This window comes from Bacillus sp. NSP9.1 (assembly GCF_000465465.2).
GTDB classification, from domain to species: domain Bacteria; phylum Bacillota; class Bacilli; order Bacillales; family Bacillaceae; genus Bacillus; species Bacillus sonorensis_A.
Genome location: NZ_CP048273.1, coordinates 1,142,381 through 1,165,621, shown reverse-complemented (window position 1 = coordinate 1,165,621; position 23,241 = coordinate 1,142,381). Strand labels below are relative to the sequence as shown.

Genomic DNA, 23,241 nt, shown 5'->3' with positions numbered 1-23,241 from the left:
ATTAACTTCGTGAATAATTCCGCAAAATAATATCGCAATAATGACGCCGACTATTTCGATAACCCATACGTCAGACATAGGCGGCGACTCCTTTTTCCTTTTCGGACAGTTCCGAACGTTTGGACGCAAGCTCGCTATATTCGGATTTCAAAACGGAGATCTTTGCGTCAATGCTTGCGATAACTTTGTTCGAACGTGCCTTTGCGCGATTGAGTTCGAGCTGCGCAATTTCGAGGTTCTTTTCCGCAATCTGTACGTTTAGAGCGCGGACTTCGCGTTTGATACGGCGGATCATTGCGTTTGCTTTTCGTCTTAATGCCGCCTTCATTTCGTCGGGAAGTTCGTTAGAAATTGAGTCGAGAGGCTCCGCCATTTTATAAACGGTCACGATACGGTTACCGTCTACGATTAAACGAGTTCGGCTGTTTATATGATCGAAAATTTTCGCGATACGACCTTCCCCGTTCGGCCTTTCGCCGACGTAGTATGCCGTTTGCATTAAACTCCGCAAATGATTTTTCGCGTGTATTCGCATGATGCCGAGACGTTCGACTGCGCGGTCAATAGCGTGATTTGTGGCCTCGTATTGCTTCATCCGACCCGCACCGCCTGGATCGAAAGTGGACGATAGTAGTCCGCCGGATCTTCGTCGGCTGGCCATGCGCCTTGATATAAAATTTCGGTTAGTTTGCGCGGATCTAGCGCAGGATACGTATTGGAATCGGTAATTTTGGGGATATTCATAGTACGTTCGCCTCCATATGTTTTTAGGGTAAACGCACTAGTTCGGAAGGTGTGTTCGTATGGTGTTCGCTTGTCTTTTGACATGAGAACGGTTATCATGAGGATGTAGCTACGCCTTCCGAGGCTAGTTACGTTTAGTTATTTCGCAAACAAATAGTCTCGGTGGTCACCGAACTGTTTCGAATCGAAGTAGCCTGCCAGCTTTTCGAGTTTGCGAATGACTGTCATGTGATGAACGCCTAGCTTTTTACCGATTGCCGTCGGTGTTGGGCGTTCACACTCTAGGAACGTCTCAACGATTGTTTTCGTTGTTTCGTCCGATTTTTCAACCAAGTAGTCGATCAGTTGCCGCTGATCGGCTCTTTTTTTACTTAATAATAATGTTTCTGGCGTATCCTCTTCGGTGACTATCAGCGTTGCCGCGCCTTCATCACCATCATCACTCGAAGATAGCACGCATTCTAATACTTCCCTCTGTAATCGCTTCTTTTTGTCTCTGTACAAATTTGCACGTTTATTTTTCAAACTGTACTTAAAGTAATTTTCGAAGTCGTGTTCGCCTGAATAAGAATCAATACAATTCATTAGAACATCTTCGTACAAAGCAACCACCTCCGGAACGCTCGACCTTAATGATCGCGCCACTCCTTTAAAGGCGTCTCTCATCGGAGTGATGGTCATTTCATAAATCTCATCGAATGAAGTGTTACTCCTAGACTGTTGATAATTCAGTACCAGATTATTCAGTTTTTCTTTCAAAAAAGATCACCATCCCTTTCTCACTTAATAATACCCTCGACAATTTAAAGTCGCACATATTTCTTTAATTTTTTCTAAGTTTTTCTTCTGTAAAGAAATAATAACATGTATTTTGGGTAATTCTTCTCTATCACACTATGTTTCCGAAAAATAATTTAATGTAATGAATATTCCGCAAATAAAAGAAAATCCCGTCTTTCGACGGGCTAACAAAAATTATAGATTAACCTCCTGGAATAGGGTCTGCTAACTGAGTTGTATTACTTTCCGCCACGGTATTAATTAACGAACTTCCCGCTACTAGAACCCCTGCTGTAAGTAAAACTGCTAATAAAATCTTTTTCAAAATAAACCTCTCCCTTATAATTTAGTTGAATGTCCTTTATAGGGGCGGCTACGAGAGGGTCTAATCCAGCGGCGATCATGTCACCTACGACAATACTAGAAAACAGAAAGTTAAACTCTTGCGTGAATGTGCTGTAGGCTTCAGCTAGATCAGATAAATCTCCGTACTTGACCATTCGAAAATACCGCAGAAAAAGGTTTTTTTCACCGAGTATCATATCTTCTGGTGTTGGTAAATTTTGAGGAATCTCTCTCTTCTCTCTGTATGAATAAAACCCCTCGACTAGCTTTAAAGTGTTATTTGCTTCTACGGCAATCCTCGGATCGTTTGTTTTTTTGGCCTCATCAGCGCTCATCCTCATGTAGCGAAGACACGCTCGCTTATCCTCCTCTATAAAAGAAACACCCATGTAATAATACCCATCAGATTTAGTTTTCGCACTTAAATTCGAAGAAAAAAGAAAATCTGCATGACGGCGTGCTTTGGGAAGGTCTTTGAGGTATAAATAAGCAGGCGCAAATACTTCAGAAAGACGTATTAAATAACAGTCTTTAAAAAATGTTTTTCTTGCGTCGCTTAATTCATATATCTCCTTTTCAATATCAGACGCTTTTTCAACAATTGTGGCATATTTATTATCAAAATAAAGACAATAGCAAGAAAAAATATCCTTTAACACCTTCAATTCTTTATCCTTGCCACATTTTAAAGTATTTACGTAATTCCTCAATTCGTGCGGCCTGAATTCTCCTAACATGTAGTTATATATTACTTGATAAAATTGTGTATAATTGATTAAGCTGGAATCTGTTCTGTGCGCTTTCAGTAATTTTTCTAACAAAGGAATATCACGCTGTATTGCCGCATATTCAAAGGCATGTTTAATCGACTCAGTCGTAGTAAGTTTTAAGCACCATTTTTGCATTAATTCATGATAATTCCCTTTATAGAAAAATTGCGACAATTTTAATAACGTTCGAAAGCCGATTTTTCCAGTCCTTTTGAAATTATAAAGCTGGTTCACATGAATATTTAAATTGTTTGCAGCTGAATCAAAGTCTAAAAATAAATCATCGAAACAGTTTAAAACATCTTGCTGAAGTGCGCCCAAATTTAAACCCCCTCTATTCAGAATTGCGTTTGTTTATAGTTCTAAGTATAATACAAATGTGTACTTTTGTACACATTATTATTCAAAAAATTTGGAAGGAAGATAAATATGATTGATTACACCCCACTATTTAAATGTCTTAACGAAAAAGGAATAGCTTTAAGTCACTTCCGAGAAAAAGGACTAAACTCTAAAACACAGGCTCGAATAAATAAAGGACAAGCAGTAAGCCTCTCAACAATCGAATTTCTTTGTAAAGAATTGGATGTTCCGATCGAATGTATCGTAAGGATTATAAGGGACTAACTAGCCTATAGCGAGATGGTAGTGACTAGTGTAAAATAATACGGACACCTTAAAGATAAGGAGGTGTTTGTTACGTTTAAGGTCGGCAAATGCCGGATACCTGAACTATGCTCTAAGCGCGGCATTGATCAGACTCAACTCGCAGCTAAAGTCGGTTTAACAAAACAACACATAACGGACTACGTAAGTTTACGAAACAAGCCGAGTATCGAAAGGGCCTACAACCTTGCGAAAATACTCGGTTGCTCAATCGAAGAACTCTACGAATGGTCCGAGGTATCCGACAATAACACGGAGGGTTAACTTAACCTCCGCCGACCTTCAGTACGGGTATTCCCGTACTTAAAATGACAACGCCAGCTCTTAACGGCCTCCGCACGCTCATACACCGCCTTCAACTCCGCTTTCCCCTTCGTAAGCAAAAATTCATTCGCATCCTTCCCTTCTGTAATATATCCGTGTGCCAGTCCGACTTTCCCGTATAAATAACGCTCGATCTCCGCCCGCAACTTCTCGCCGGCCTTATCGTTATCCGTCACGATGGTTACGTGTTCGATCGGAGACTGGACGATGATGTCCGCCTTCCGCTGGTTAAACGAAGATCCACCGGTTCCGATCGCCGGCACTCCCGCAGTCATCCACGATTGCGCATCGATCTCCGCCTCGCATAATACAACGCGTGTCAGTCTCCTGTCATACACGACATTCATTCCGTAAACAAGGTCCCGTATCGGCCATCCGCCTTCGACGTACCAGAACGCCTTTCCCCACGTTGACCGATACTTTACGTTAGCGAGCCGGCCGTTTGGAAGCCGCCAGGGTAGTGCAACCGCACCGCCTGCCATTCCGACATCCATCAGACGTTGAACAGCCGGCATGATTCCGCGCTTGTTTAAATAATCGTTAGGCCCCGCAGCCACGTCGTCGATAATCGATTCGCTCAACGGTTCGCGATTCTTTGCGACCTTCAGCTTCGGAAGCCTGAGCGTGAGTTTTCCGTCATCTGATTCCGGCGCATACGCATCGATCAGGTATTCGACCGTCTCCTCTTCGGTTTCTTCGCGCAAGAACGCCAGCAGCTTAACGAATCCGCCCCGCGCATACTCTGCGTCATAATAGCCGCTATCGCCCCAATAGCCGGCCTTTGCGGACGCTGTGTCGTCGAGATAAACGTAAAAGCTAGGCGTCCGGTCATATCGGAAAGGACTTGCGGCCAGAAGGCGATCGTCCGTCCAGGTCGGCCGCGTCCATTCGAATTGTTCGAGTTCATATCGTATGTCGACGTCGACCTGGCGGCCATTTAACGTTAAAATCGGCACTTTCGTAATCCCCCTTTCGTACTAAAAACACCGGATTGTTCTATATATTACGCCCTAGTTTTTGAAAAATCCTTCGTAATTTGTCGAAAGAACCGCGGTAAATGTTGACAATATCAACCGCTATTTTCCATCGTCTTAGAAATCGAACTGATCCGCTGACCCTTCGTCTCCTCCTAGCTGCTTAATGACGCCAAACTGTGGCAAATAAACGATCTCGGCGCTTTTCCCTTCGCCGCCATCCCGGCCTTTGTTCAGACCGATCAGGCCTCGACCTTCCTCTGCGTTCGTATCCACCGCAATCAATAGCGCAGCATCTTCGAGTAAAGCTTTCGTTTTCTTGACGTCCTTACGCTGCGGCAGCTTTAATTCGGAGTCAGCGTCTTTCCCTTCGCCTTCTTCCGCTTGCGTCAACGCAAAGACAGTCGTTTTTGTTTGGCCGGCTAGACGACGGAGTTTCTTCGATGTTTCAGCAGCGTCTCCGCCCGCAGTCTTTGACGTGTTCTTTTCGTAATCGAGATAGTAAAACGGATCGATAAGCACGACGTCAGCTTTCGTTTCGAGAATATCCGCCTTCAGATCGCGGAGTTTTCGGGAGTCAAAGTCCTCGTCGTCTACCGCGCGAACAATGATGTTGCCCGGGATCAATTCGTTCATCTTATCGAGGAACTCCATAAATCCGGCTTCGAATTCGTCGGACAACTTGCCTTGGCGAACATCCCGCGAATTAAATCCGGCCTCAATATCGACGCCGTCAAGATTCGCTTTTGTCACGCCAATGCTTGCCGAAATAGAAACGTATAGACGAACGAGAACCTCGTACCATCCCATTTCCATCGACCAGATTAGAACGTTCGCCCCCTGCATCGCGCAATTAATCGCTTCCTCCAACGCAATGGCCGATTTTCCCCGTCCGGATTTCCCGTAAATAACGTATACGTTCGACGAAACATAGCCGCCCATGGCACGGTTTATAAAGTCGAATTTGCTACTCCAGATCCGGAAAGACTCGCCAGCCTTGCGGTTTTCGTATTCGGCTTTGAATTTGTCGACATCTTTTTTGAGGTCGGTCCCAACCGAATTACGAACGTTTGTTCTCATTTTAAGCCTTTCGACTTTTTCCGTCAACCACGAAAATAATTCCTCCGGATTATCTTGCGCAGCATTAAATCTTTCCGGAAGCTCCTTTTCCGCCAAGTCTACGAATTCCCTCATCGCTGCCTGTTTCCGTAGCTTTTCCGCAAGGTAATGGTAATTGGCTTCGATATTAAAATCCGGCTGGAAGTCCGGCACCTCATTCGCCACCATTTCGGCCGTTGGCGCCTGGCCTCCGTGTTTCTCCGCATATTCCGTGATGTAACGGAGCGCCTTGCGTTCGCCTTCCGTCGGTAGATCCTCGGCGGTAATATTAAAGCGTAGCAACGCGTTCGGATCGTTCTGTTCGATTACTTTCGATAGCATTAAAACACCGTAGTTCATCCGCGATCCCTCCTCACTCTCTTAACGTAAATCACTCGGACGCCTCTTTTCGCCTGCTCTGCGATTTCGATTCGAATACGGAAGAAGTCAGCCGCATTCCCAAACATATCCGAAACGGAATCCGCAGCGACACCGATGTAATAAAACGCCCAATCTAGCGCAGCAAACGTCCACTTTAACGGATAAAGTAGGCGGTACATTATCGCTCGACCTCCCGCTTCAATTTCGCCTTTGCCTCGTCCTGCTTCGCCTTGTATTCTTCGTCACCATACATCGCTTCCAGACGCTTATAATCGTTTAATTCGTCGAGCAGCTCATCGATTTTCTTCGTCTTCTCTTTCGCCATTTCACTCCCCGCCTTTTCTAGTCCTTCGCTAATCGTGGTCGCCAGTTCAACGCTCGGCAATTCCGGAAGAAATTCCGCAAAATGAAACGCTGTTCCCTCCGGCTCCGGATAGTTTTCGTAATCAACTTCGTTAAGAAATTCGTCGACATACTGACTGCGGCAAACCAACCGAACGTCCTCCAGATCAGCGAGAATCCATTCGCCGTGAATTGCGTCAGTCAGATCGAACTCGACGTAGGTAGAGACGCCGGTATCATCCGTTTCCTTAACGTCTCGACGCGCATCCACGAAGAATATGCGGTCAGGATATCCGTCTACTGCGACTAGATCTCCGAAAGTGATGTCCGTTTTCATTCGGAATCCCTCGCGATCATACCGGTACTACACATTCGGGATAATTCATATTCGTCAATCTTTCTAATCGTTCCACATTTCGAGCAGCCAATCTCGTAATAATCGACCGCGTCTTCACTAAAGCCGTTGTACTCATAATCAACGCCAAAATCGCAAATTTTCCATTCATGGAAACATAGCGACCGCTCTCGCTTTCGTCTGAAGAAGTTCATCTCCGCAGCCCCCTTTTCGATTCGCCTTCGAATTCGCTCACCCAGCACAAATCGCCGATCCGGTCCGCCAGCCTTTTCTCTCCGAACACATCCGAAAGACGTCCGAGCGCAATATTACTCGTATAGACAGTCGGAAGTTGATTCGTCACTCTTGCGTTAACTATTGCGTGAAGGTATCCACGAAAGGCCGGCGTACAATCCCGCACACCTACGTCATCCAGAACCGCAAAAGGAGCCGACATCGCTAGCGTCATCTTCCGTTTGAATTCCGTCAGGCCGTCCTCATCGTTCGTCATGGTTGCGAGGTTGAATTCCGTCTGCCATTCATTCACATCGAGGAAATAGGCCGGACGCAATGACGGCGTTAAACCTCTACGCAAAGATCCGCTGTAATGGACGCGCAGCCATTCGTTAAGTAGCGCCGCCGCTGTCGTCGTCTTGCCGGTGCCGGACTTTTCGCTGTAGAGATACAGCGACTTAATCCGGTCAGCCGGTTCGATATAGCCTTCCGTTTGCTCAAATTGGCGCTCGAACGTCTTGACGTAGTTTTCAACCGATTTATATACCGCAGGCTGATCCGCCCTGGCTGGCGAATTGGCGAGCGTTGTCAGACGATATTCTCGCGGTAAGCCTGCCGCCGCAGACCGGCCGCCGTTGCCAGACGCGCCATGCATTCCGATAAAAAACGTACAGTGTTGCGTGCAAGATGCCGTGCCGGCCGCTTTGCATCCGTTAGCCAGGACGCAGTTTCTTTCGTTAGTCAATGGCGTTCACTCCTTCCGTTAGTTCTCGATTACGTTTACTACGTGGATATTTCCGTTAAGTTTGTCTACGAGTAGATATATGGTGAACTCAGAGGTTTTTAAGACGCGTAGCATACCTTCGACAAAATCGAGGTCAGTCGTTACTCCTGCTGGATCGTATGTCATTCGCCCACCTCCGTCCGGCTGTCGTCGATGATTCGTCTAAGACGGCATGTGACTGCAACAGATGAGATCGCGGCTTTATCTAGCCCAGTGCCGATGTATTCACCGTCCGCAACAACTTTCACATGTCTTATATCTTTCAAAGGACGACATTCAACCACGTCTCCCACACGAACCTCAGTCGGATTTGGCGCGTTCAAATATTCGTCAGGTACTTCGAGTCCAAGTGCGCGATGAAGAGCGATAGCCTTTCCGATATGGACGTTGAAGCAGTCGTCCGGTGCACATATTGCCGTTCCATAAAACGCAGTCCTACTATTTGGTTTCTTTGCGACAGCTTCAACGGATCGGGCTTTTCGATTAACCTCTAACGAAATGTTGAACGTCCTCAGCCGTCTGTTATTCTCTCTAAGCCGCTCAACGTCCGCCTTCGCCTGCTCAACGATTTCATCTCGTCGTTCTTGTGCGGTCTTTTCCTGTGGCCGCATATAAGTCGCATCCATGTCCGCATCGAATTTTCCTTGTTTATAGCCCTCGCCATAAGAGCGTAGTCTGATCGCCCTCATAACCGCTTCTCCATGCTCGATTAGTTCATCGTACCCCATTGCGTTCAAATCGATTTTCATATCGTCAGCCTCCTCGTTTTTAACTTCGTTATTGACGATGACTTCGTATTCATCATTATAGAGCACTAAAGAACGCCCCTTAACTGAAACACTATAGTAATGAACATCGGTCACTTCGTATTCCTCGCCGTTCCTATACTCTTGTGAATCTTCTGTATCCGTAATCAACACACGCTCGCCTACCTTAGCCGGACGCTTTTCTGTGACGATAAGTTCGGCGTCTTCTTTTCGTATTACTGCTAAACTACCGTCTTTTTCTCTTGTTTTGTACGTAAAATTGCCTTCTCTTTCGAACTCAAACATCCGACCGATCTTATTTACATACCAATACGAAGGTTCTCCCGCCTTCAAAATCCGCACATACTTTTTCGTTTTAGCCATCTCGCAATCCCTCCGTTTAATAAAAGTCGTCGCCGATTTCCGCCTGCCGCTCTCGCCTTTGTTGCGCCTCTTCTTCGGCCTTGATTTCCGCTACTGCCCTCTGTAAATTCCGTCCCATATACGTCTGCATAAATCCGAAGCTGATCCCCGGCCATTCTGCCGTCGGCCTGTATTCCGCAAAGCATAGATCGATGAAGCGCTTCGTTACTTCCGGCCCGTATTCGCCCGGCTTCCGCTTCGTTCCGACCCAGCGCCCGAGCATTCCCGCTTCGGCCTGCCATCCGCGCATCGGAACGTAGGGGACGCCGTACAGCCGCTCATGCTCCGCCTTTAAATACGCCTGGAAGTCGCGCACATTCCATTTGGATACCGGTTTATCTGTCGTCGGCATTTTCGTCACCACCTGCGCAAAATCCACAATAGATAACGCCTCCAACTTCCGTCCAATTATCGCCTACTTCATCGCCACATTCTTCGCATCGACAACGCGAAACTATTTCGTTTAACTCCGCAATGTGATCGAGCAAAGTCGGAATATCTTGGCGGGCGTGCGCGATGAACTCTGCGTCTTCTTTCGTTACTGCCGCCGCAACGCCGTCCCAATGTGTGTTTACCCAATACCGAAGATTTTCGTTTCCCGGCCACTCACTATCATCTGCGGCCCAATAGCTCTCCGTTGCCGCTTCCACACGCTGACGGATCGCTTCGAGTTCATCTTTTGTCATTACGCATTCACCCCTTCGATTTTGATTCCGAGAATATCAAGTGTGTCTATAATCGTCTGAACTACGTCCTGGGACCGATGTTCTTCACCGCGATTATAGTACTCGTCACCTATTTCTCGTTCTTCTTCGAACCACTCCCGCACCTTCTCCTCCGGCGTCTTTTCGACTTCGTATCCGTTGATTAATGCGGCCGCGAGCGTCATGATATCGATATCCGCAAGCTCACCACCGATTATCCCGTCGCAAGCTGCCATAAGGATATAGTTATCGGGGCCTCCGATTCTCCGCATTATCTCTAACGCCTCCGCCTGCTCCTTCGTAATTACCGGCTTTTTAATTTCGCTCATCTATTCGCCCTCCTCTTCGTATAGATATAAACCGATCTCTTCACATATCGGAAAATGATACATATTCCATTCGTAGAAAGCGTCTTGTGATTTCGATAATAGTTCGGACGCCTTCACTAACTCCGCCTTCAACCGCTCGTTTTCCGCAATCAATCCCGCAATAGTACAGCGAAGGTCTGCGATTTCGTCCGTCATTTTAACGCCTCCATTACGCGTATTTTCGCCCTTCCAACGTCAGCCCTTACGATTACCCTCGATCGTCAGCAAAGCCGCTAATTCCCCGCGAAATTCTCGTATAATTCGTGCGAGGTCTTCCAGCGTCTTGACGTCCGATAGTTTTACACGCCGATCCATGACGAACATGATTGCGCGATCAACCGATGAGAAGTACGCGACCTCTCGCCAACGTGCGATCGGGGAAGGATCTAAGTCGGGATTTTCGGCGAGACGCTTCGGCCAGTTCGGTGCTTTCGTTGGATCGGTGAAATAGCGTTCATTTACGATGATATTGCGTTCGTCTGACGTGAGTTTGTAATCGGGGGATAGTACGATTTCAATCGGCATGGTTTTCGTCAGCTCCTTCGTTAATAAGTTGCTTGAATTTCTTTATAAAATGCCTCATCACACCCGCACTCAGGACAAACCTGTATGTCTGTATCGAAACCGTCGTAATCCATAACAGTTTTTGTTTGAGGACTTTTAAACACATGCCCTTTATGGCACCTATAAACCTTTTCCTTGCAGTTCTTTTCTCCGTATATTAATAAAAGTAGTATGAACAGAGTAAGCAGTACAAACGTTATAAAGAGCACATCCTTTCTTTTACTAATTAGACCTAGCAATCGTTCGCTTTCGCTCACTCTTGCAGATGTTTTTAATCGCGATACATCTTTTATTTAAGAATATCCGCGCGAATGTATATGAGCGCTATTATTTATCTAGTTCTTAATGGCTCTAGTTAAAAGATGGTTCTTGTTAGTGTGTTGTCTAGCCGTATATGGCTAAGCCATGTGTGGTTACTCGTCACGTGGCTCCGGTAATTCCTCCGTGTCCCCGTCAAAAATCGCAAGTTGGCTGATCGGCATGATCGTGTATCGCGCGTTCTCCCACCGCTGAGTTTTCGGATCTCTCGTCTTCTGCTTTACGACTAACGGACGCCCCTGCCAACGATAATCACAAAGAGCCTTAATACGTTTGTTTGCGGCCTCTCTTCGTACGTTTAACGCCTTCGCGATCTGATCCTGCGTTGGGTAGCATTCGCCCTTTTCGTTCATGAATGACGAGAGGACACACAACGTTTGCCAACGGTCGGCTCCGATGTCCGCGATCAGTCCTTTCTTAACGGCATCGACGTACATTTTGACGAAGATGCGCGTTTCGGACTTGCCGGACGTCAGGTTATATTCGGACTGCGATTCGACTGAGACAAGTCGTTGATGTTCGTTTGTCATGCGGATACCTCCTCCGCGTTTCCACGTAATCTTTTCATTCGTTCTATTGCCGTCCTTATGTCGGTGAAGTCGTCGAATGGCCTCTCCTCATGTCCGTTATTGCACGATCTTTCTTCAAACCTAAACGTCACTTCACGCTTCACTTCGCCTAAAGGGAAGTACGCTACTCTCCTGGTTTCTGGATCAGTGATGGCGAATATATCTACGTCACCTTGTTCGTAATGAAGTCTTTTATACGGATTTCTCGGATTGGCAGACTTCCTAAGATCCGCAATTAATGCCTTATCTTCCTTCCTTTTTCCCGTTTTCACCTGCACTTTAAAATGCCCACCGTCTACTATCGCGACTAGGTCGTATTCTAAATCGGGCTGTGACGGAAGCAAAACTACTACTCCTTGAAACAGTAAATCTAGTTCTACGAGCTTCTCCGATGCGTAACCGATCATTCCTCTTCTATTCATACCATCACCCCGCAATATCTTTCGTTATAACTTCCGGAAAATCCGTGTAATCCGAAAAATATAATGGCTGTTTTCCTCGCCCATATCCGTTCATATCAACCACCTCCCGGAGCATGATCGAAATTTGCGAACGGCCCTGCCATACTCCGTAGGGTAGATACGCAATCCTCCGACTCTCTAAATCTACGATTGCTAGAATGTCGTAGTCACTTTTGGTATATGGACGACTAACTCCGTTCGATTTTCTGTTATCGATAACCATCCGGTAGCCGTCATGCTCTATCTTCGTCTTAACCTGTATCTTTACGAACGATCCGTTAATGTCCGCGACCAGATCGTAATGCGTCCACGGAATATCCGGACTTAGGCTGACGATTTCTTTCTTCGCTAAATCTGCGCGAACGATATTCTCCGCTGCGTACCCGTAAAAGTTTCGTTTATTTATTGCGTTACCCATCCGACCACCTCCTCACGTAATAATACCCGCGACTTTTCAAAACCGCACAATAAATTCGAAATTTTTTCGCCTTCACTTATACAACCCCACAAGTTACACCGTTTTTGGGACATCAATTCCGAAGATTTTCCCGCCTTCACTTATAACTGCAAGGTAACTTTCCGAAATGGACACCGTTTTTAAAATTTCGCTGTCATAAATAGTTGCGAAGTCACTTTCGGATCGGCACACGTTTTAGACAAAAAAAAATAACCCGGCCGATTGGCCGAGTCTATTTGCGTCGTGTTTTCCTTTTCTTATTCGAATTTTCTTTTATCTGAACCAATGGAGAGTGCTTGCTATGCTCTTCAGTTAATGCTTTTTTAGATAGGTGTGTGTATCTCATTACCATCCTTAAATCCTTATGTCCAAGTATCATCTGTAAATGACGAATATCTCCTCCATTTTCCAGAAACATTGTTGCCCCTGTATGTCGTATCAAATGTGGATGAACACGCTTCTTTATTCCTGCTCTTTCTGCATAGGCATTTAAACGCTGTCTAAAATTATTTGTAGTCATCTTCTCTCCGTAATTTGCCAAAAATACATAGTCACTATCGAAATCCTCATTCTCCCTTATTAGTTCACGCAACAATCGAAGTGTGTCATCCTCCAACGGAACGAACCTTCCCTTTCGATTTTTTACATCTTTCCCTTCAAGGACTAGCATTTTCGACCCAAAATCAATATTCTGCTCCTTAATCGACATCACTTCGCCAACCCTCATCATCGAATCAATTAGACATGTTACCGCGACATAATCTCGAAACTCGACGTATGATCGTTGGTCCATCGTATTTAAAAGAGAGCGCATTTCATCGGGCGTTAAGATGTTCACAGGGTTTTCCGGTGCATTTATTAATGAAATGTCTTGAAAAGGGTTATCATCCGTATACCCTTCTTTAACCGCGAATCTAAAGAAAGTTCGAACAGTCTTTATATAATCGTTCACAGACCTAGCCGAAAGACCCTTCGTTTTGTGTTTGTCCAATTTGAATTTGTGACCGTCAAACTTAACCTTTTCGGTCCGCAACCAAGAAACGAACCCGCGCGCAAAGTCAACGTCAATATGACGAATGTCTGCGTCCAGTCCGATTGTTCCAGCGTATAAAGTGAGGTACTCACATGCCCGCTGATAACGCTCGATCGTTTCTTGTACGACATCCTCTGCGCGTTTGGCATCGTAAAGTCTTTCGAAAATGTATTCGAGATCATACGTTCCTTTCCGCGAAGTCTTGACGCTAGACCGTCCGGATTTAACGCGTTTTCCTTTTCGATTTTCCGAGTGCATTAAAAAATCGCCTCCCATTTCGTTTGGAAGACGATTGAAAAACGGTGCGCTGCGCTGTTGTGATCGGAAGCGCTACGCTGTTTAAGTCATCGGATAAGTCAACGTTTAGTCATCGTTGATATACCGGTATTTTTACGGAGTATGGAGCATAGCGGGCTCGAACCGCTGACCTCTACACTGCCAGTGTAGCGCTCTCCCAGCTGAGCTAATGCCCCGTTTATTTGAGACATGATTTATTATAGATGGAATTTCGAATAAAAGCAAGGGGTTTTTTGATTTATTTCATATTAGCTCAATTAAAAGAAAATACCGATTTAAAACGGTATTTTCCTTCATGACTTTGCTGCTTGTTCAAGGCAAAATTGCGAAAACTTTTTACACAAGGCCAATATGTCGTCTTTTCTCGCCAAGGCGTTGATCCATTCTTCCGGAATGCCTTCCAGCTGATGATACGCGCCTGCCAGCGTCCCCGTGATAAACGCGATGGTGTCCGTATCCCCGCCAAGATTCACGGCTTCTAAGACAGCATCGGCATAGCGATCATGATGGAGAAAACACCAAAGCGCCGCTTCTAATGAATGGACGACATAGCCGTCGGAGATGATGTCTTCTCTTTGAAGTCCGGCCATTTCCTCATTAAGGACTCTCTCATATGCTGCAAATTCACGCTCGTATTCGCTCTCAGAAAGATGGTCCAAACATAAGTGAACCGCTTTTCGATAAGCCATGTCAGGTTGATCATGACGGATTAAGTTGATTAAACATTCGATGTAAATGATGCATCCGAGCGTTGAACGGGGATGGCGGTGTGTGATATGCGCCCAACGTTCGATCTCCGCTTTCCTTTTGGAAAAATCGGGTTCTGCCGACTGGGTAAACGCCAGCGGAGATATACGCATCAATGCCCCGTTTCCATTATCAAACTCAGAGGCCCCGCCGCATTGCTCGACAGGTGTTCCCCGCATGAAACACTCAATCGCTTCATCTGTCGCTCTTCCAATATCAAACATGCGGCCGTATGGCGTCCAGTATCCTTCTCGGTAGGCCGCAAACTTTTTCATCAATTCTGTTTCATCTTTTTCTTCTATCAAATTCTCCATGAAACACAATGTTAACGATGTATCGTCCGACCATGTACCGGGCGGCTGATTGTATGTGCCATACCCGGTCATTCCTTTAATATTCAAATTTCTCGCTTTAAATTCCGCCGGCACGCCCAGCGCATCACCGACAATACCGCCGATGATTACGGGGAAAAGACGATCCGCCATTTTCATCACACTCGCTTACTTCTGCTGATTTTTTCTGCTCTCCAAAAAGTGCAGCGTGTTGATATTCGTTTGAATCAATCCCATCGAAATGATCCAGCCCCCTGACGGGATGAGAGAACAGAGCAGACAGATCATCGATTGGTCGCTTATCCCTTTATACCCTTTAGACTGTGCGAAATGGTAGACCTTTTTAGCCGTTTTATAATGCCAATAAACAAAGTAAATCCCAAGGGTGATGATACCGAAGAAAACCTCTGTTGCCGGCAGACGGCTTTCATCCTCCATATGCTCGGATGTGTCGAAAATCCAGTAAATATAATAAATACCCAACGTAAAGATCGTTAAGATTAACATTAGAAAGACGTTTTTTTCTCTTGTTTTCATACGTGTCTCCCGCGTCAGCTGTAATCCGCTTTCCATTCCATAAACTTCTTCCCGCAGTCATGGCATGTATATCGCATTTGATTCATTCCGAAGACACCTGTCGTAATCGTCCAGCCTCTTTTTTTCTTGGTGAGGTTGTCACTGCCGCATAGCGGACATTTTGGTTTTTTGGTTTGGTTGGTCATTTGTTTGCTCCTTGGTGTGGTTTCTGGTTTATTTCAAAGGTCTATGAATTGCATAATTTTGACCAATGTGTTTTAGCCGCACATTATTAATTTCAAATACACCCTTTATATCCCTTCTCCCCTGTTGAATTCTGACTCTTGTATGAAGCTTTGCAGGAGTAGGTGAGCTATTGCGTTGAGATCAGTGCTTATTTGGGAAAGATACCAACAGCTTGTGTAAGCCTAAAATGCATATAGTGAGACAATGTTTTTATCAACCAATGTCTTATTATAAGAATTATCCTGAATTGTGGTACTTTTTCTATACTATTTAAAAGATAAATAAAGTGGAGCCCTTTACAAGCAATAAATAATTTCAAAAACGATTAATTTTTGGGCGCAGGAAATCCCCACATAGGTATTTTAATTTCTTCAATTTTCTTTATTTCGTTTTTATCAACCCATTTTTCATATTCAAAGCGATCAACTTGAACAAATCCATAATGTTTAATAACATCTGGACCATGCAGTTCACTCCCAAGTAAAACTCTGTTATCTTCTTCACGAAAGACAGGGAACTCAAGACCATTCATAATTGCCTGGAATCTGATATCGTAAACAGAAGAAATTTCATTCCTTCGAACATGTTTACAATAATACCCTGTCATATCTAACTCAAAACCAACTTGTGCAGTATCAGGATCTTTGGTGAATAATTCGTAATTGTCATGGTCATGTTTAATAACTTCGTATTCTTTACCTTTGTAAAGAGCCCAAATGCCATTTCTCATAAACTTAACCTCTATTTATTCATTAATTGCAATCACCTGGCTACGTTTTAGTAACAGGGTGACGCTGGCTGCAGCCCGTTTTTGAAGAGTTTTTCTTAATGTTTCTGCCGGCCGATCAAGGTTCCAATTCTCAAGTTTCCCATAATTTCTTTACTAACTTTGCCGATTATCTATGAAATAGCCCCTCACCATTGATGTCCTTATCAGAAAAATCCTCGGCTATTCTTCAGCTTCTAATTTAAAACTCTTTTATCTACTTTACGAAAGACTGGAAATTCAAGACCATTAATAATTTCCTGGAATCTGACATCATACAATATAAAAACTCTCCGGCAGATGGCTCCGAACTCCATAGGCTACTCAAACCAGATTTATTGCAATGGAATCGAAAGGTTTCAACTATAAAGGGCATTTATAGTATCTCATAGCTCCAAAACAAACCGAGAAAATTTATAATTTTATCTCTTCTCGTTCTTCTACAATTTGCACTTCCTCTTTAGGAATCCATTTTTCATGAAAATATTTATCTGTTCTTTCGAAATTCAATTTCTTGGCAATTGCAGCATCTGAAGTACCTAAATTAACTTTTCCATCTTTAATTTGCTCACTTATATCAAGCTTTTCCCCTTGATAAATGGCATAGGGTATTATCCTATAAGAACTTGCTATTTCTTCTTTCTTTACATTTTTAACATAAGTTAATGGATACTCTTCAACAAAACCATTTTGTAAATCTTCTGGATCGTTTGAAACTAATTCATACTCCCCATTATCACCTTCATAAATTCTATATTCCTTACCGTGGTAAACACCAAATCTACCTTTTTTTATTGTTTTGCTCATCCCGTCTTCCTCTCCTATTCAATTGGTCTAAACCTACCTTTATCAAAGATTGCAATTAATTTCTCTTCACCGTTGATTACTGTATAAAGCTCTGCTCCCTTTTCAGGTTCAAATCTTCCTTGGAATTGCCATTCGGGTACGATTTCTCCATTCCTTGCACTAGTAAAACCGTTTTGTGTACACGGCGGACCATCAGTATTTGTCCCCCCCATTCTTTCTCCATAGGGGATACTTATTTTATCAACTTCTTTGGTCTTGAATCTAATCATACCGTAAGTACTTCCCCCTTCAGGAAAAGGCCTTGTTCCATCTGGAAACGAATAATCTAATCTAAATGATTCGACTACATCGTCATATTTATTTATATGCCCAACATCCTCTGCTTTAGCAATATACCCTCCAATTTCAGTGTATTGTCCAGATAAGTATTTCTCAATATCTGATGAAGGAATTGTCTTTTGTAACAAAGTATCTTTGTTAATCAATGGCACTGCATCTCGAATATCTTTCATTATCTTAACTTCTTTATTTGTTAACTCAGATATGGGTTTTAATTTTAATTCATTAAATTGCTTTAACGTTAGCTCATGCTTTTTTATTTCATCATCAATTTGATGCCCAAACCCTTTTAACTGTCGGGTTTCATTAAATCCATATTTTCCTTTTGTAATCTTAGGTACATCCTTAGTAACATTCTTTAAACCATTTGTACCTTTCCCACCCTCAATCTCCCTCTCAACCCGCTGAATCGAGTCCTGCATCTTCGCTTTCGAAGCTGTATGGGCGTCGTTGACATGGCCGTAGTAATTGGAGCCTTTTCGGGCGAGGGTGCCGCCGGCGCCTACTTCTGTGCCGCGGGCGATGTCGTTTAAGGCGTCCGCGCTTTTGGCGAACTGTTTTTTAATGGCAAAGCCGGCGTCATTGAGTTTGTCTTGTGCTTTTAGTGTATGGACTCTCATGCGGTTCGCCCAGAGGGACTTGCTCTCTTTAAGAGATTGTACCACAGGCTCCGTTCTGCCTGATAATTTTCCGACCGTTGCCGCTGTTTTGAACGATTTTGTCGCCGCTCCTGCCGCTGGGATCATATCAAGGGCGCCGAATGCGGTTCTTTCAATGCGTTCGCCTTTGTTTAACTCGCGTTTCGTCATCCAGTCTTCCCCTGTTATCCCGCTGGAGATTTGCGCTCCTCCGTATGCGATTCCTACAGTGATAGCCGCGGGTGCGCAGAAGATCGCCAGCACGACAATACCGCCGCCAACGATCAGATCACGCCAAAATTCCTGACCCTTTTGGACGTCGCTGATCGATTCGTACTCAAAACCGCGGGCGGACACAATCGCTTTCGAGTATTCCTCATACGTCAATTCAACATCCGGATTGACTTCCTTATATGCTTTATATTGTTCACTCAGCACATCATCAAACGCTTTTGAATCTTTGAAAATATCATCTACGGTGATGTCACTTTTGTCCTGTTCGACAGCCGTCTTGTTCATGCCGTAGCCGACATAAGTTGTCTCTTTGGAGCCGATGCGGTTTTTCGTCTTGTAGTTGTGGATGGATAAGCCTTCCATCTGATCTGCAAAAGCGTCCAGCTCTTTGTAGAAAGGGTTGTCAATGTGGTCATCTACTAGAGTGCCGGCTTTCAGGCAAAAGTCAGACAGTTTTTGATAATCCTTGAACAGCTCCTCGATCTTGCTCTTTTTACTGGTATGGCTAAAGCCGATCGCTCTGTCGCTGTCCTTGTCTTTAATTTTTGATTCGATATCTTCCATGAGGTTATTCAGATTTAAAAGGCCGGATTTCGCTCCGCCTCCGTATTTTCCGCCCGTTAACGTATCCAGGCCGTCCTTCATGGTCTGCCAATCTTCCGGGCTGAATTTCACATCCATCAGGTGATCGCCTCGCTTCTATTTCTGGATCTTGTAAAGTTTTTGGAGCTCTTTATCTGTTTCATACATTTTTTCCGCTGCATAGTTGACAATCTGGGCGGCCATCGCGTAATTATCCATGAGCTCCATTGTTTTCCCGAGAATCTCCGGGTAGCTTTCAATCGTTTTCAATGCTTTTCCAGCTTTATAAAATTTAGAATTCGTCAATTTTTGAATTTCCGACTGAACACCCTCTGTGTAAATCTCGCAAATGCTTTGCAGTTTATTTGAAATGTTGATCATTTCCTCAAACTCCAGTTGGATGTTTGTGCCTCCGCCGCCAGAACCTGCGCTTTCCGCATTCATACCATCGCCCTCCCTGCTCTGAAGTTCATGTGAAGCGCGTCGAAAATCCGATTATTCATGATGTAAAGGCTGATCCATTCGTATCGTTCATTTAACGGATCGATGCAAATAAAATCTTCACCCTTTGTGAAATACAGGCTGGTTGTTTGAAAACCAGGGTCTGTCAGGTTTTGAACTGCAGCAAACTTGAATGTTTCAACAGCCAGGACCTCTCTTTGGTCGAGATCCATCGCCCTCACTTCCGCTTTTTCATCGGGATTCATCGGTTTTGTTAAAAAGGTCCGGTCTTTTTCCCGCGGCTCTCTCATGAAAAAGGACACTTTTGAAATCAGCGATAAATAAACTTCCCGCTTTTCCAAAAAGTCCAATGTGTAGGCTGTGCCAGGGGTGATTTCTGTTAATGCGATGACGCGGTCTTCGTCGTCCGGCAGAAAAGCGCACATCACATTATTGAAACGCACGTATTCTTTGCTTTCGTGATAGTGTTTCAGCATTTCCGTCAGCAAAAAAGCAGCATGTGTCAAATCTCCTTTTTCTGTCAGGATGCCCTTTCGAATGAGGCCGTCCTTAGCCGTCACCGCGCAATCGGGCTCAACCAGTGCGAGCTGTTCGCGCTCGGGAAGGCCGAATATGTATGATACTTCGGCCGCTCCAGCCAAAGCGTAGAGCTCAGCCGCTGTCAGCGTATCTATTTTCACCTGCATGTCCGTTCCCCTTCCATGTTTATAGGCTTTGTATATCCTTCACTTCGCTGAGCTTTGAAAAATCGCCGATGTGTTTTTCTAAATGCTTCAAAGAAGACGTATGATCTTTCAATGCCTTTTTCATATCTGCATTTAAATCAATAATCAGTTCAAGATAGCTCAGAAAAGCATCTCGCGTTTTTCCGCTCCATCTACCGCTCTCAACATATGATTTTAATTCGTTCGCCTTGTTCAGCGAGTCGCTGACATGCTTTTCGATTGCTTTTGCATGGGCAAGAGCTTCAGCCGCTCCGTTATGGGAAATTTCCACGGCTTCTCCGCTTACTTTCGACTTGGCAGTATTATAGTTGGAATATCCGTACATGATCCGCCTTTCCCTCCTTTAGCCCTTTTTCTCTTCAGCTTCCGCTTTCGCTTTATAATGCTCCCACTTGCTTTTGGCCTTCGTCTTAGCGTGTTGAATATCATCGAGCATATCGTCAAAATGCTTGATCAATTTCTTTAGATCGGCATCTTTTTCATGACGGGTGTCCTCAAATTCATGAGAAGGAATTTTCATGTCTGGCAGATTGCTCGTCTTATAACTGTTCTTTGTCGATTTAACATCCGATAATTCGGTTTTGACTTCGCTTTCTTTATCAGCCAAATAGTCATATAAATCTTTATACTGATCCCGTTTGCGTTCATTTTCCGTGTAGGAAATGTGCAAAAAGTTACCTGCTGAATCCCAAAAACTTTCGCCCACGGCAGCGGCTCCTTTCGATTCTACTAGTCAATAAAAACTATTTTCCTCTAGTGGATGATATTGTAATAGGTTAATTTTACATGAAGGTCCTATATGAATGAATAGGTTAAATGAATCGTTTTTATGAAACGAATGAGATCATAGGCCTATTTACTAAGGATAAAGGATTAGTCTTATTATCCTTTTTCACTTTATTTCCGAGGCCATTTCTTCATGCTCTGATCCGTGTATTTTTGATGTCAACACAGCTAAAGACGCATTTTCAAACTTGAAAAACAGGGATAAACGAGCGCTTCTTCTAATCATTTCCTGAGAAATATTTTTCTTATAAAGGACATTACAGTATAATGGAATTATTCGATTAGACACTGGGAAAGGAGAAAGCGTCATGAGTGAACAGAAAGGATGCATCAAGTGCGGGAGTACGGAAGCCGGCCAGAAGGAAATTGCAGCCACAGGCACCGGACTTTCCAAATTGTTTGATGTGCAGAATAACCGTTTTCTCGTCGTTTACTGCAAAAAATGCGGCTATTCTGAGCTTTACAATAAAGAGTCATCAACAGCGGGAAACATTCTCGATTTGTTTTTTGGAGGATAAAGAGACTCATGAAAGTGAGTCTCTTTTTTATGTTGCCAGCAGAAAATAAAGGCTATAAACACCAAGTGAACGGATAGCTGACGCTAAAACACGATCGCCAAAAACAAGCTTCCGCTGGAATGGCGATGAAAGGAGAAGAGAACTGTGACAGACAAGAGGATGCCGATCACAAAATCAACCAGCCAAAAGGTCCCCAATATGTTAAACGGTCTGGCATATCGAAATAAATAATTTGTGATATAGAAAAGATTCAGGATCAGGAAGACGGCTAAAATGGCTTTCTTCACATTCCCACCACTTTCTATATTTGGAATTTACATGATTTTATCACCCTTTTCCACCAATGTCAGCGGCGTTTTCGGTTTCGACCAAACGGATGATCCACTCCTTCACATCGACGAGCCTGTTATATTTCGGCAGAGAGTCCGTTCCGGTGATGATCATCGGGATAAGAGAATCCTGTTTGTGCAAGGCACCGTGGCTGGCGCCGCCGACGTGTGTCGGTGAACCTTCGCCGATAAATTCATATCCGGGCTTTGCGCTGACGATGAGATAATCGCCTTCATGTGAAAAAAACGATGAGTGGAGCCGCGCCAGCGCATCCGGAAACCGGCCGAAGGTGATGCTGTCATTTTGGAGCGTCAAATCCAAAACGTCAGGATCGCCTTCAAGCGTCCATGTTTGTCCATATTCATCTGCGGCAGCGCCGCCCGGTTTGAATGTCAGCTTTCCTTCACGGTCACCCGAGATGACCTCGATGGCGTTCGCGTCATTTTTCCATGCGATGACGTCGATTCTCGCGTCTTTCTCCAGAATGGCAGCCAGCTGTTCCAGTGAAAGCTTTCGTTTGTCCAGCGTGTATATAAAGGCCATTCTTTCGTTGACAGCAAGGACGATTTGATCATCCGCCGCCACGCCTTTTTTTAATTTGACGATTTGATAGCGATCCAAAAGACCTCTTAAATCGATCAATGCTTCTGTCTTCGTTTTGCTGATCCAGGCCTGTCCGTTGTCGCCCAAAATGATCCAAATATAATTCCTTAATGCATCTTCCCTTGACCGAAAGCTGTTTAAGATGTTTTGGACGTGCCGGTCGACTTTGGCCACTCCCTTGACATCAAATCTCCCGTTTTTATGTACATGCTGATCAAGGTCGGGAAAATAGACGAGGGTAAGCGGAGGAACTGTGTTTGAATCGATGAGATGGTTTAATTCGTTAACCGAGAAGCGGTCATTGAAGCCGAATTTTTTCAACAGTGATCGGTTCCGCGGATTGAGTTTGGAAAAGCCTCCGTATGAAAACAGCTGCGGCGCATTGATATTCAACATCTGATTCAGACCTGTAATCCATGAAAACAGCGCGGGAACATGCAGATAGCCATCCCTGGCGCCCCTGTGCATCAGCGCATTGATGGAGCATGTGTCGATTCCTTTTTCGGCAAGCTCTTCATGAACGGTTTTCACTTGTTTGCTTAAATGCGTCTGATTCAGGTTGTAAAAAACGTCTTTTGCAGATCGTTTGATGCCCAGTTTCAGCAGTTCTCTGACATGGCTTCCATAATTGATAATCCGCCTCTCCTGTTTGTTATACCAAACGAGCCCAGGCACTTTATGCCCGTCACAATTGATACCTGTCAAAAGTGTGCTGTCAACATTGACTGACATTGTCGGAAACGGGCTGACGACCTCCGGTTCATATCGGCCGTTTTCAAGAAAAAACTTGAAGGCGGGAGCCTGACCGCTTTTAACGGCTTCCTTTAGGGGCTCATCCATCAAAGAATCGACAAGCAGCATGATGACGGGTTTGCTTCGGCTTTCAGATCTCAT

The 23,241-nt window shown here is 44.5% G+C and carries 33 protein-coding genes and 1 tRNA gene; 2 read left to right on the top strand and 32 right to left on the bottom strand.

Annotated elements, in window-relative coordinates; translation table 11 throughout:
- Positions 1–70 precede the first annotated feature (70 nt).
- From M654_RS05790 to M654_RS05780, 3 genes are all read right to left on the bottom strand, one after another.
- Entirely contained in the window at positions 71–595 is a 525-nt protein-coding gene (locus M654_RS05790; protein ID WP_026588494.1) for a hypothetical protein, read from the bottom strand.
- Between the two features lie 287 nt (positions 596–882).
- Complete coding sequence (locus tag M654_RS05785) at positions 883–1,503, bottom strand: sigma-70 family RNA polymerase sigma factor (RefSeq protein ID WP_051290430.1); 621 nt, start codon at positions 1,501–1,503, stop codon at positions 883–885.
- A gap of 278 nt (positions 1,504–1,781) precedes the next feature.
- Positions 1,782–2,960 (bottom strand): AimR family lysis-lysogeny pheromone receptor, encoded by a 1,179-nt coding sequence (locus M654_RS05780; RefSeq protein ID WP_026588495.1) that lies wholly within the window; start codon positions 2,958–2,960, stop codon positions 1,782–1,784.
- 369 nt (positions 2,961–3,329) lie between these two features.
- Between M654_RS05780 and M654_RS24305 the strand changes: the two genes are divergently transcribed.
- Positions 3,330–3,569, top strand: a complete 240-nt coding sequence (locus tag M654_RS24305) for a helix-turn-helix transcriptional regulator (RefSeq protein WP_081692869.1) — start codon at positions 3,330–3,332, stop codon at positions 3,567–3,569.
- Here the strand turns inward: M654_RS24305 and M654_RS05770 are convergent.
- From M654_RS05770 to M654_RS05640, 27 genes are all read right to left on the bottom strand, one after another.
- A complete protein-coding gene (locus tag M654_RS05770; RefSeq protein ID WP_026588497.1) occupies positions 3,566–4,585 on the bottom strand; it encodes a toprim domain-containing protein in 1,020 nt (339 codons plus the stop codon). The genes M654_RS24305 and M654_RS05770 overlap by 4 nt on opposite strands.
- A gap of 135 nt (positions 4,586–4,720) precedes the next feature.
- Positions 4,721–6,061, bottom strand: a complete 1,341-nt coding sequence (locus M654_RS05765) for a DnaB-like helicase C-terminal domain-containing protein (RefSeq protein ID WP_026588498.1) — start codon at positions 6,059–6,061, stop codon at positions 4,721–4,723.
- Positions 6,058–6,261, bottom strand: a complete 204-nt coding sequence (locus M654_RS05760) for a hypothetical protein (RefSeq protein ID WP_026588499.1) — start codon at positions 6,259–6,261, stop codon at positions 6,058–6,060. Before M654_RS05760 ends, M654_RS05765 begins: the two co-directional genes overlap by 4 nt.
- Positions 6,261–6,761, bottom strand: coding sequence for a hypothetical protein (locus M654_RS05755; RefSeq protein ID WP_026588500.1), 501 nt, complete (start codon positions 6,759–6,761; stop codon positions 6,261–6,263). The genes M654_RS05760 and M654_RS05755 overlap by 1 nt, the downstream gene beginning before the upstream one ends.
- The gene (locus M654_RS05750) at positions 6,758–6,973 is read right to left on the bottom strand and encodes a hypothetical protein (protein ID WP_035428438.1); all 216 of its coding nucleotides are present in this window, start codon (positions 6,971–6,973) and stop codon (positions 6,758–6,760) included. The genes M654_RS05755 and M654_RS05750 overlap by 4 nt, the downstream gene beginning before the upstream one ends.
- A complete protein-coding gene (locus M654_RS05745) occupies positions 6,970–7,737 on the bottom strand; it encodes an ATP-binding protein (protein ID WP_026588502.1) in 768 nt (255 codons plus the stop codon). The genes M654_RS05750 and M654_RS05745 overlap by 4 nt, the downstream gene beginning before the upstream one ends.
- Positions 7,738–7,898: 161 nt before the next feature.
- Positions 7,899–8,906: a hypothetical protein gene (locus tag M654_RS05740; RefSeq protein WP_026588503.1), complete on the bottom strand. Its 1,008-nt coding sequence runs from the start codon at positions 8,904–8,906 to the stop codon at positions 7,899–7,901.
- A 16-nt stretch (positions 8,907–8,922) separates the two neighbouring features.
- Positions 8,923–9,297: a hypothetical protein gene (locus M654_RS05735; protein ID WP_035428441.1), complete on the bottom strand. Its 375-nt coding sequence runs from the start codon at positions 9,295–9,297 to the stop codon at positions 8,923–8,925.
- Complete coding sequence (locus tag M654_RS05730; protein ID WP_026588505.1) at positions 9,281–9,631, bottom strand: hypothetical protein; 351 nt, start codon at positions 9,629–9,631, stop codon at positions 9,281–9,283. The genes M654_RS05735 and M654_RS05730 overlap by 17 nt, the downstream gene beginning before the upstream one ends.
- Positions 9,631–9,978: a hypothetical protein gene (locus M654_RS05725; protein WP_026588506.1), complete on the bottom strand. Its 348-nt coding sequence runs from the start codon at positions 9,976–9,978 to the stop codon at positions 9,631–9,633. The genes M654_RS05730 and M654_RS05725 overlap by 1 nt, the downstream gene beginning before the upstream one ends.
- Positions 9,979–10,173, bottom strand: a complete 195-nt coding sequence (locus M654_RS05720) for a hypothetical protein (RefSeq protein WP_035428443.1) — start codon at positions 10,171–10,173, stop codon at positions 9,979–9,981. It abuts the gene before it with no gap.
- A gap of 39 nt (positions 10,174–10,212) precedes the next feature.
- Complete coding sequence (locus M654_RS05715; RefSeq protein WP_026588507.1) at positions 10,213–10,542, bottom strand: hypothetical protein; 330 nt, start codon at positions 10,540–10,542, stop codon at positions 10,213–10,215.
- A gap of 452 nt (positions 10,543–10,994) precedes the next feature.
- On the bottom strand, positions 10,995–11,429 hold the full coding sequence (locus M654_RS05710; protein WP_026588509.1) for a helix-turn-helix domain-containing protein: 435 nt from the start codon (positions 11,427–11,429) through the stop codon (positions 10,995–10,997).
- Positions 11,426–11,890, bottom strand: coding sequence for a group I intron-associated PD-(D/E)XK endonuclease (locus M654_RS05705; protein ID WP_152520996.1), 465 nt, complete (start codon positions 11,888–11,890; stop codon positions 11,426–11,428). Before M654_RS05705 ends, M654_RS05710 begins: the two co-directional genes overlap by 4 nt.
- Positions 11,891–11,894: 4 nt before the next feature.
- The gene (locus M654_RS05700) at positions 11,895–12,347 is read right to left on the bottom strand and encodes a group I intron-associated PD-(D/E)XK endonuclease (RefSeq protein ID WP_026588511.1); all 453 of its coding nucleotides are present in this window, start codon (positions 12,345–12,347) and stop codon (positions 11,895–11,897) included.
- A 271-nt stretch (positions 12,348–12,618) separates the two neighbouring features.
- Complete coding sequence (locus M654_RS05695) at positions 12,619–13,677, bottom strand: tyrosine-type recombinase/integrase (protein WP_026588512.1); 1,059 nt, start codon at positions 13,675–13,677, stop codon at positions 12,619–12,621.
- 142 nt (positions 13,678–13,819) lie between these two features.
- Positions 13,820–13,892: transfer RNA gene (locus M654_RS05690), tRNA-Ala, on the bottom strand.
- 117 nt (positions 13,893–14,009) lie between these two features.
- Complete coding sequence (locus M654_RS05685; RefSeq protein ID WP_026588513.1) at positions 14,010–14,954, bottom strand: ADP-ribosylglycohydrolase family protein; 945 nt, start codon at positions 14,952–14,954, stop codon at positions 14,010–14,012.
- A gap of 9 nt (positions 14,955–14,963) precedes the next feature.
- Positions 14,964–15,332 (bottom strand): DUF4234 domain-containing protein, encoded by a 369-nt coding sequence (locus M654_RS05680; RefSeq protein ID WP_163170546.1) that lies wholly within the window; start codon positions 15,330–15,332, stop codon positions 14,964–14,966.
- A gap of 14 nt (positions 15,333–15,346) precedes the next feature.
- Complete coding sequence (locus tag M654_RS05675) at positions 15,347–15,517, bottom strand: IS1 family transposase (RefSeq protein WP_142246039.1); 171 nt, start codon at positions 15,515–15,517, stop codon at positions 15,347–15,349.
- Positions 15,518–15,882: 365 nt separating this feature from the next.
- Complete coding sequence (locus M654_RS05670; protein WP_026588514.1) at positions 15,883–16,287, bottom strand: hypothetical protein; 405 nt, start codon at positions 16,285–16,287, stop codon at positions 15,883–15,885.
- A 450-nt stretch (positions 16,288–16,737) separates the two neighbouring features.
- On the bottom strand, positions 16,738–17,130 hold the full coding sequence (locus tag M654_RS05665) for a hypothetical protein (RefSeq protein ID WP_026588515.1): 393 nt from the start codon (positions 17,128–17,130) through the stop codon (positions 16,738–16,740).
- 14 nt (positions 17,131–17,144) lie between these two features.
- Positions 17,145–18,905, bottom strand: coding sequence for a hypothetical protein (locus tag M654_RS05660; RefSeq protein WP_236251202.1), 1,761 nt, complete (start codon positions 18,903–18,905; stop codon positions 17,145–17,147).
- A 135-nt stretch (positions 18,906–19,040) separates the two neighbouring features.
- Positions 19,041–19,367 carry a hypothetical protein gene (locus M654_RS05655; RefSeq protein ID WP_026588517.1) on the bottom strand — a complete coding sequence of 109 codons (327 nt, stop codon included), beginning with the start codon at positions 19,365–19,367 and terminating at the stop codon, positions 19,041–19,043.
- Entirely contained in the window at positions 19,364–20,071 is a 708-nt protein-coding gene (locus M654_RS05650) for a DUF5081 family protein (RefSeq protein ID WP_026588518.1), read from the bottom strand. Before M654_RS05650 ends, M654_RS05655 begins: the two co-directional genes overlap by 4 nt.
- Positions 20,072–20,090: 19 nt before the next feature.
- The gene (locus tag M654_RS05645) at positions 20,091–20,435 is read right to left on the bottom strand and encodes a WXG100 family type VII secretion target (RefSeq protein ID WP_051290432.1); all 345 of its coding nucleotides are present in this window, start codon (positions 20,433–20,435) and stop codon (positions 20,091–20,093) included.
- A gap of 18 nt (positions 20,436–20,453) precedes the next feature.
- Complete coding sequence (locus tag M654_RS05640) at positions 20,454–20,816, bottom strand: hypothetical protein (protein ID WP_026588520.1); 363 nt, start codon at positions 20,814–20,816, stop codon at positions 20,454–20,456.
- Between the two features lie 388 nt (positions 20,817–21,204).
- Here M654_RS05640 and M654_RS05635 point away from each other — a divergent pair, with 388 nt between their 5' ends.
- Positions 21,205–21,414, top strand: coding sequence for a zinc ribbon domain-containing protein (locus M654_RS05635; RefSeq protein ID WP_026588521.1), 210 nt, complete (start codon positions 21,205–21,207; stop codon positions 21,412–21,414).
- Between the two features lie 83 nt (positions 21,415–21,497).
- Here the strand turns inward: M654_RS05635 and M654_RS05630 are convergent, their stop codons facing one another.
- Positions 21,498–21,701: a hypothetical protein gene (locus M654_RS05630; RefSeq protein WP_026588522.1), complete on the bottom strand. Its 204-nt coding sequence runs from the start codon at positions 21,699–21,701 to the stop codon at positions 21,498–21,500.
- A 40-nt stretch (positions 21,702–21,741) separates the two neighbouring features.
- Positions 21,742–23,241: an alkaline phosphatase family protein gene (locus M654_RS05625; RefSeq protein WP_026588523.1), complete on the bottom strand. Its 1,500-nt coding sequence runs from the start codon at positions 23,239–23,241 to the stop codon at positions 21,742–21,744.

Bases quoted from the DNA above. Each gene is read 5' to 3' on its own strand.
- M654_RS05755 (WP_026588500.1), bottom strand. From the start codon at position 6,761: ATGAAAACGGACATCACTTTCGGAGATCTAGTCGCAGTAGACGGATAT.
- M654_RS05625 (WP_026588523.1), bottom strand. From the start codon at position 23,241: ATGAGATCTGAAAGCCGAAGCAAACCCGTCATCATGCTGCTTGTCGAT.
- M654_RS05710 (WP_026588509.1), bottom strand. From the start codon at position 11,429: ATGACAAACGAACATCAACGACTTGTCTCAGTCGAATCGCAGTCCGAA.
- M654_RS05705 (WP_152520996.1), bottom strand. From the start codon at position 11,890: ATGAATAGAAGAGGAATGATCGGTTACGCATCGGAGAAGCTCGTAGAA.
- M654_RS05715 (WP_026588507.1), bottom strand. From the start codon at position 10,542: ATGCCGATTGAAATCGTACTATCCCCCGATTACAAACTCACGTCAGAC.
- M654_RS05655 (WP_026588517.1), bottom strand. From the start codon at position 19,367: ATGAATGCGGAAAGCGCAGGTTCTGGCGGCGGAGGCACAAACATCCAA.
- M654_RS05730 (WP_026588505.1), bottom strand. From the start codon at position 9,631: ATGACAAAAGATGAACTCGAAGCGATCCGTCAGCGTGTGGAAGCGGCA.
- M654_RS05680 (WP_163170546.1), bottom strand. From the start codon at position 15,332: ATGAAAACAAGAGAAAAAAACGTCTTTCTAATGTTAATCTTAACGATC.
- M654_RS05660 (WP_236251202.1), bottom strand. From the start codon at position 18,905: ATGGAAGATATCGAATCAAAAATTAAAGACAAGGACAGCGACAGAGCG.
- M654_RS05735 (WP_035428441.1), bottom strand. From the start codon at position 9,297: ATGCCGACGACAGATAAACCGGTATCCAAATGGAATGTGCGCGACTTC.
- M654_RS05675 (WP_142246039.1), bottom strand. From the start codon at position 15,517: ATGACCAACCAAACCAAAAAACCAAAATGTCCGCTATGCGGCAGTGAC.
- M654_RS05665 (WP_026588515.1), bottom strand. From the start codon at position 17,130: ATGAGCAAAACAATAAAAAAAGGTAGATTTGGTGTTTACCACGGTAAG.
- M654_RS05760 (WP_026588499.1), bottom strand. From the start codon at position 6,261: ATGTACCGCCTACTTTATCCGTTAAAGTGGACGTTTGCTGCGCTAGAT.
- M654_RS05790 (WP_026588494.1), bottom strand. From the start codon at position 595: ATGAAGCAATACGAGGCCACAAATCACGCTATTGACCGCGCAGTCGAA.
- M654_RS05645 (WP_051290432.1), bottom strand. From the start codon at position 20,435: ATGTACGGATATTCCAACTATAATACTGCCAAGTCGAAAGTAAGCGGA.
- M654_RS05725 (WP_026588506.1), bottom strand. From the start codon at position 9,978: ATGAGCGAAATTAAAAAGCCGGTAATTACGAAGGAGCAGGCGGAGGCG.
- M654_RS05695 (WP_026588512.1), bottom strand. From the start codon at position 13,677: ATGCACTCGGAAAATCGAAAAGGAAAACGCGTTAAATCCGGACGGTCT.
- M654_RS05765 (WP_026588498.1), bottom strand. From the start codon at position 6,061: ATGAACTACGGTGTTTTAATGCTATCGAAAGTAATCGAACAGAACGAT.
- M654_RS05670 (WP_026588514.1), bottom strand. From the start codon at position 16,287: ATGAGAAATGGCATTTGGGCTCTTTACAAAGGTAAAGAATACGAAGTT.
- M654_RS05650 (WP_026588518.1), bottom strand. From the start codon at position 20,071: ATGCAGGTGAAAATAGATACGCTGACAGCGGCTGAGCTCTACGCTTTG.
- M654_RS05740 (WP_026588503.1), bottom strand. From the start codon at position 8,906: ATGGCTAAAACGAAAAAGTATGTGCGGATTTTGAAGGCGGGAGAACCT.
- M654_RS05685 (WP_026588513.1), bottom strand. From the start codon at position 14,954: ATGAAAATGGCGGATCGTCTTTTCCCCGTAATCATCGGCGGTATTGTC.
- M654_RS05750 (WP_035428438.1), bottom strand. From the start codon at position 6,973: ATGAACTTCTTCAGACGAAAGCGAGAGCGGTCGCTATGTTTCCATGAA.
- M654_RS05720 (WP_035428443.1), bottom strand. From the start codon at position 10,173: ATGACGGACGAAATCGCAGACCTTCGCTGTACTATTGCGGGATTGATT.
- M654_RS05700 (WP_026588511.1), bottom strand. From the start codon at position 12,347: ATGGGTAACGCAATAAATAAACGAAACTTTTACGGGTACGCAGCGGAG.
- M654_RS05635 (WP_026588521.1), top strand. From the start codon at position 21,205: ATGAGTGAACAGAAAGGATGCATCAAGTGCGGGAGTACGGAAGCCGGC.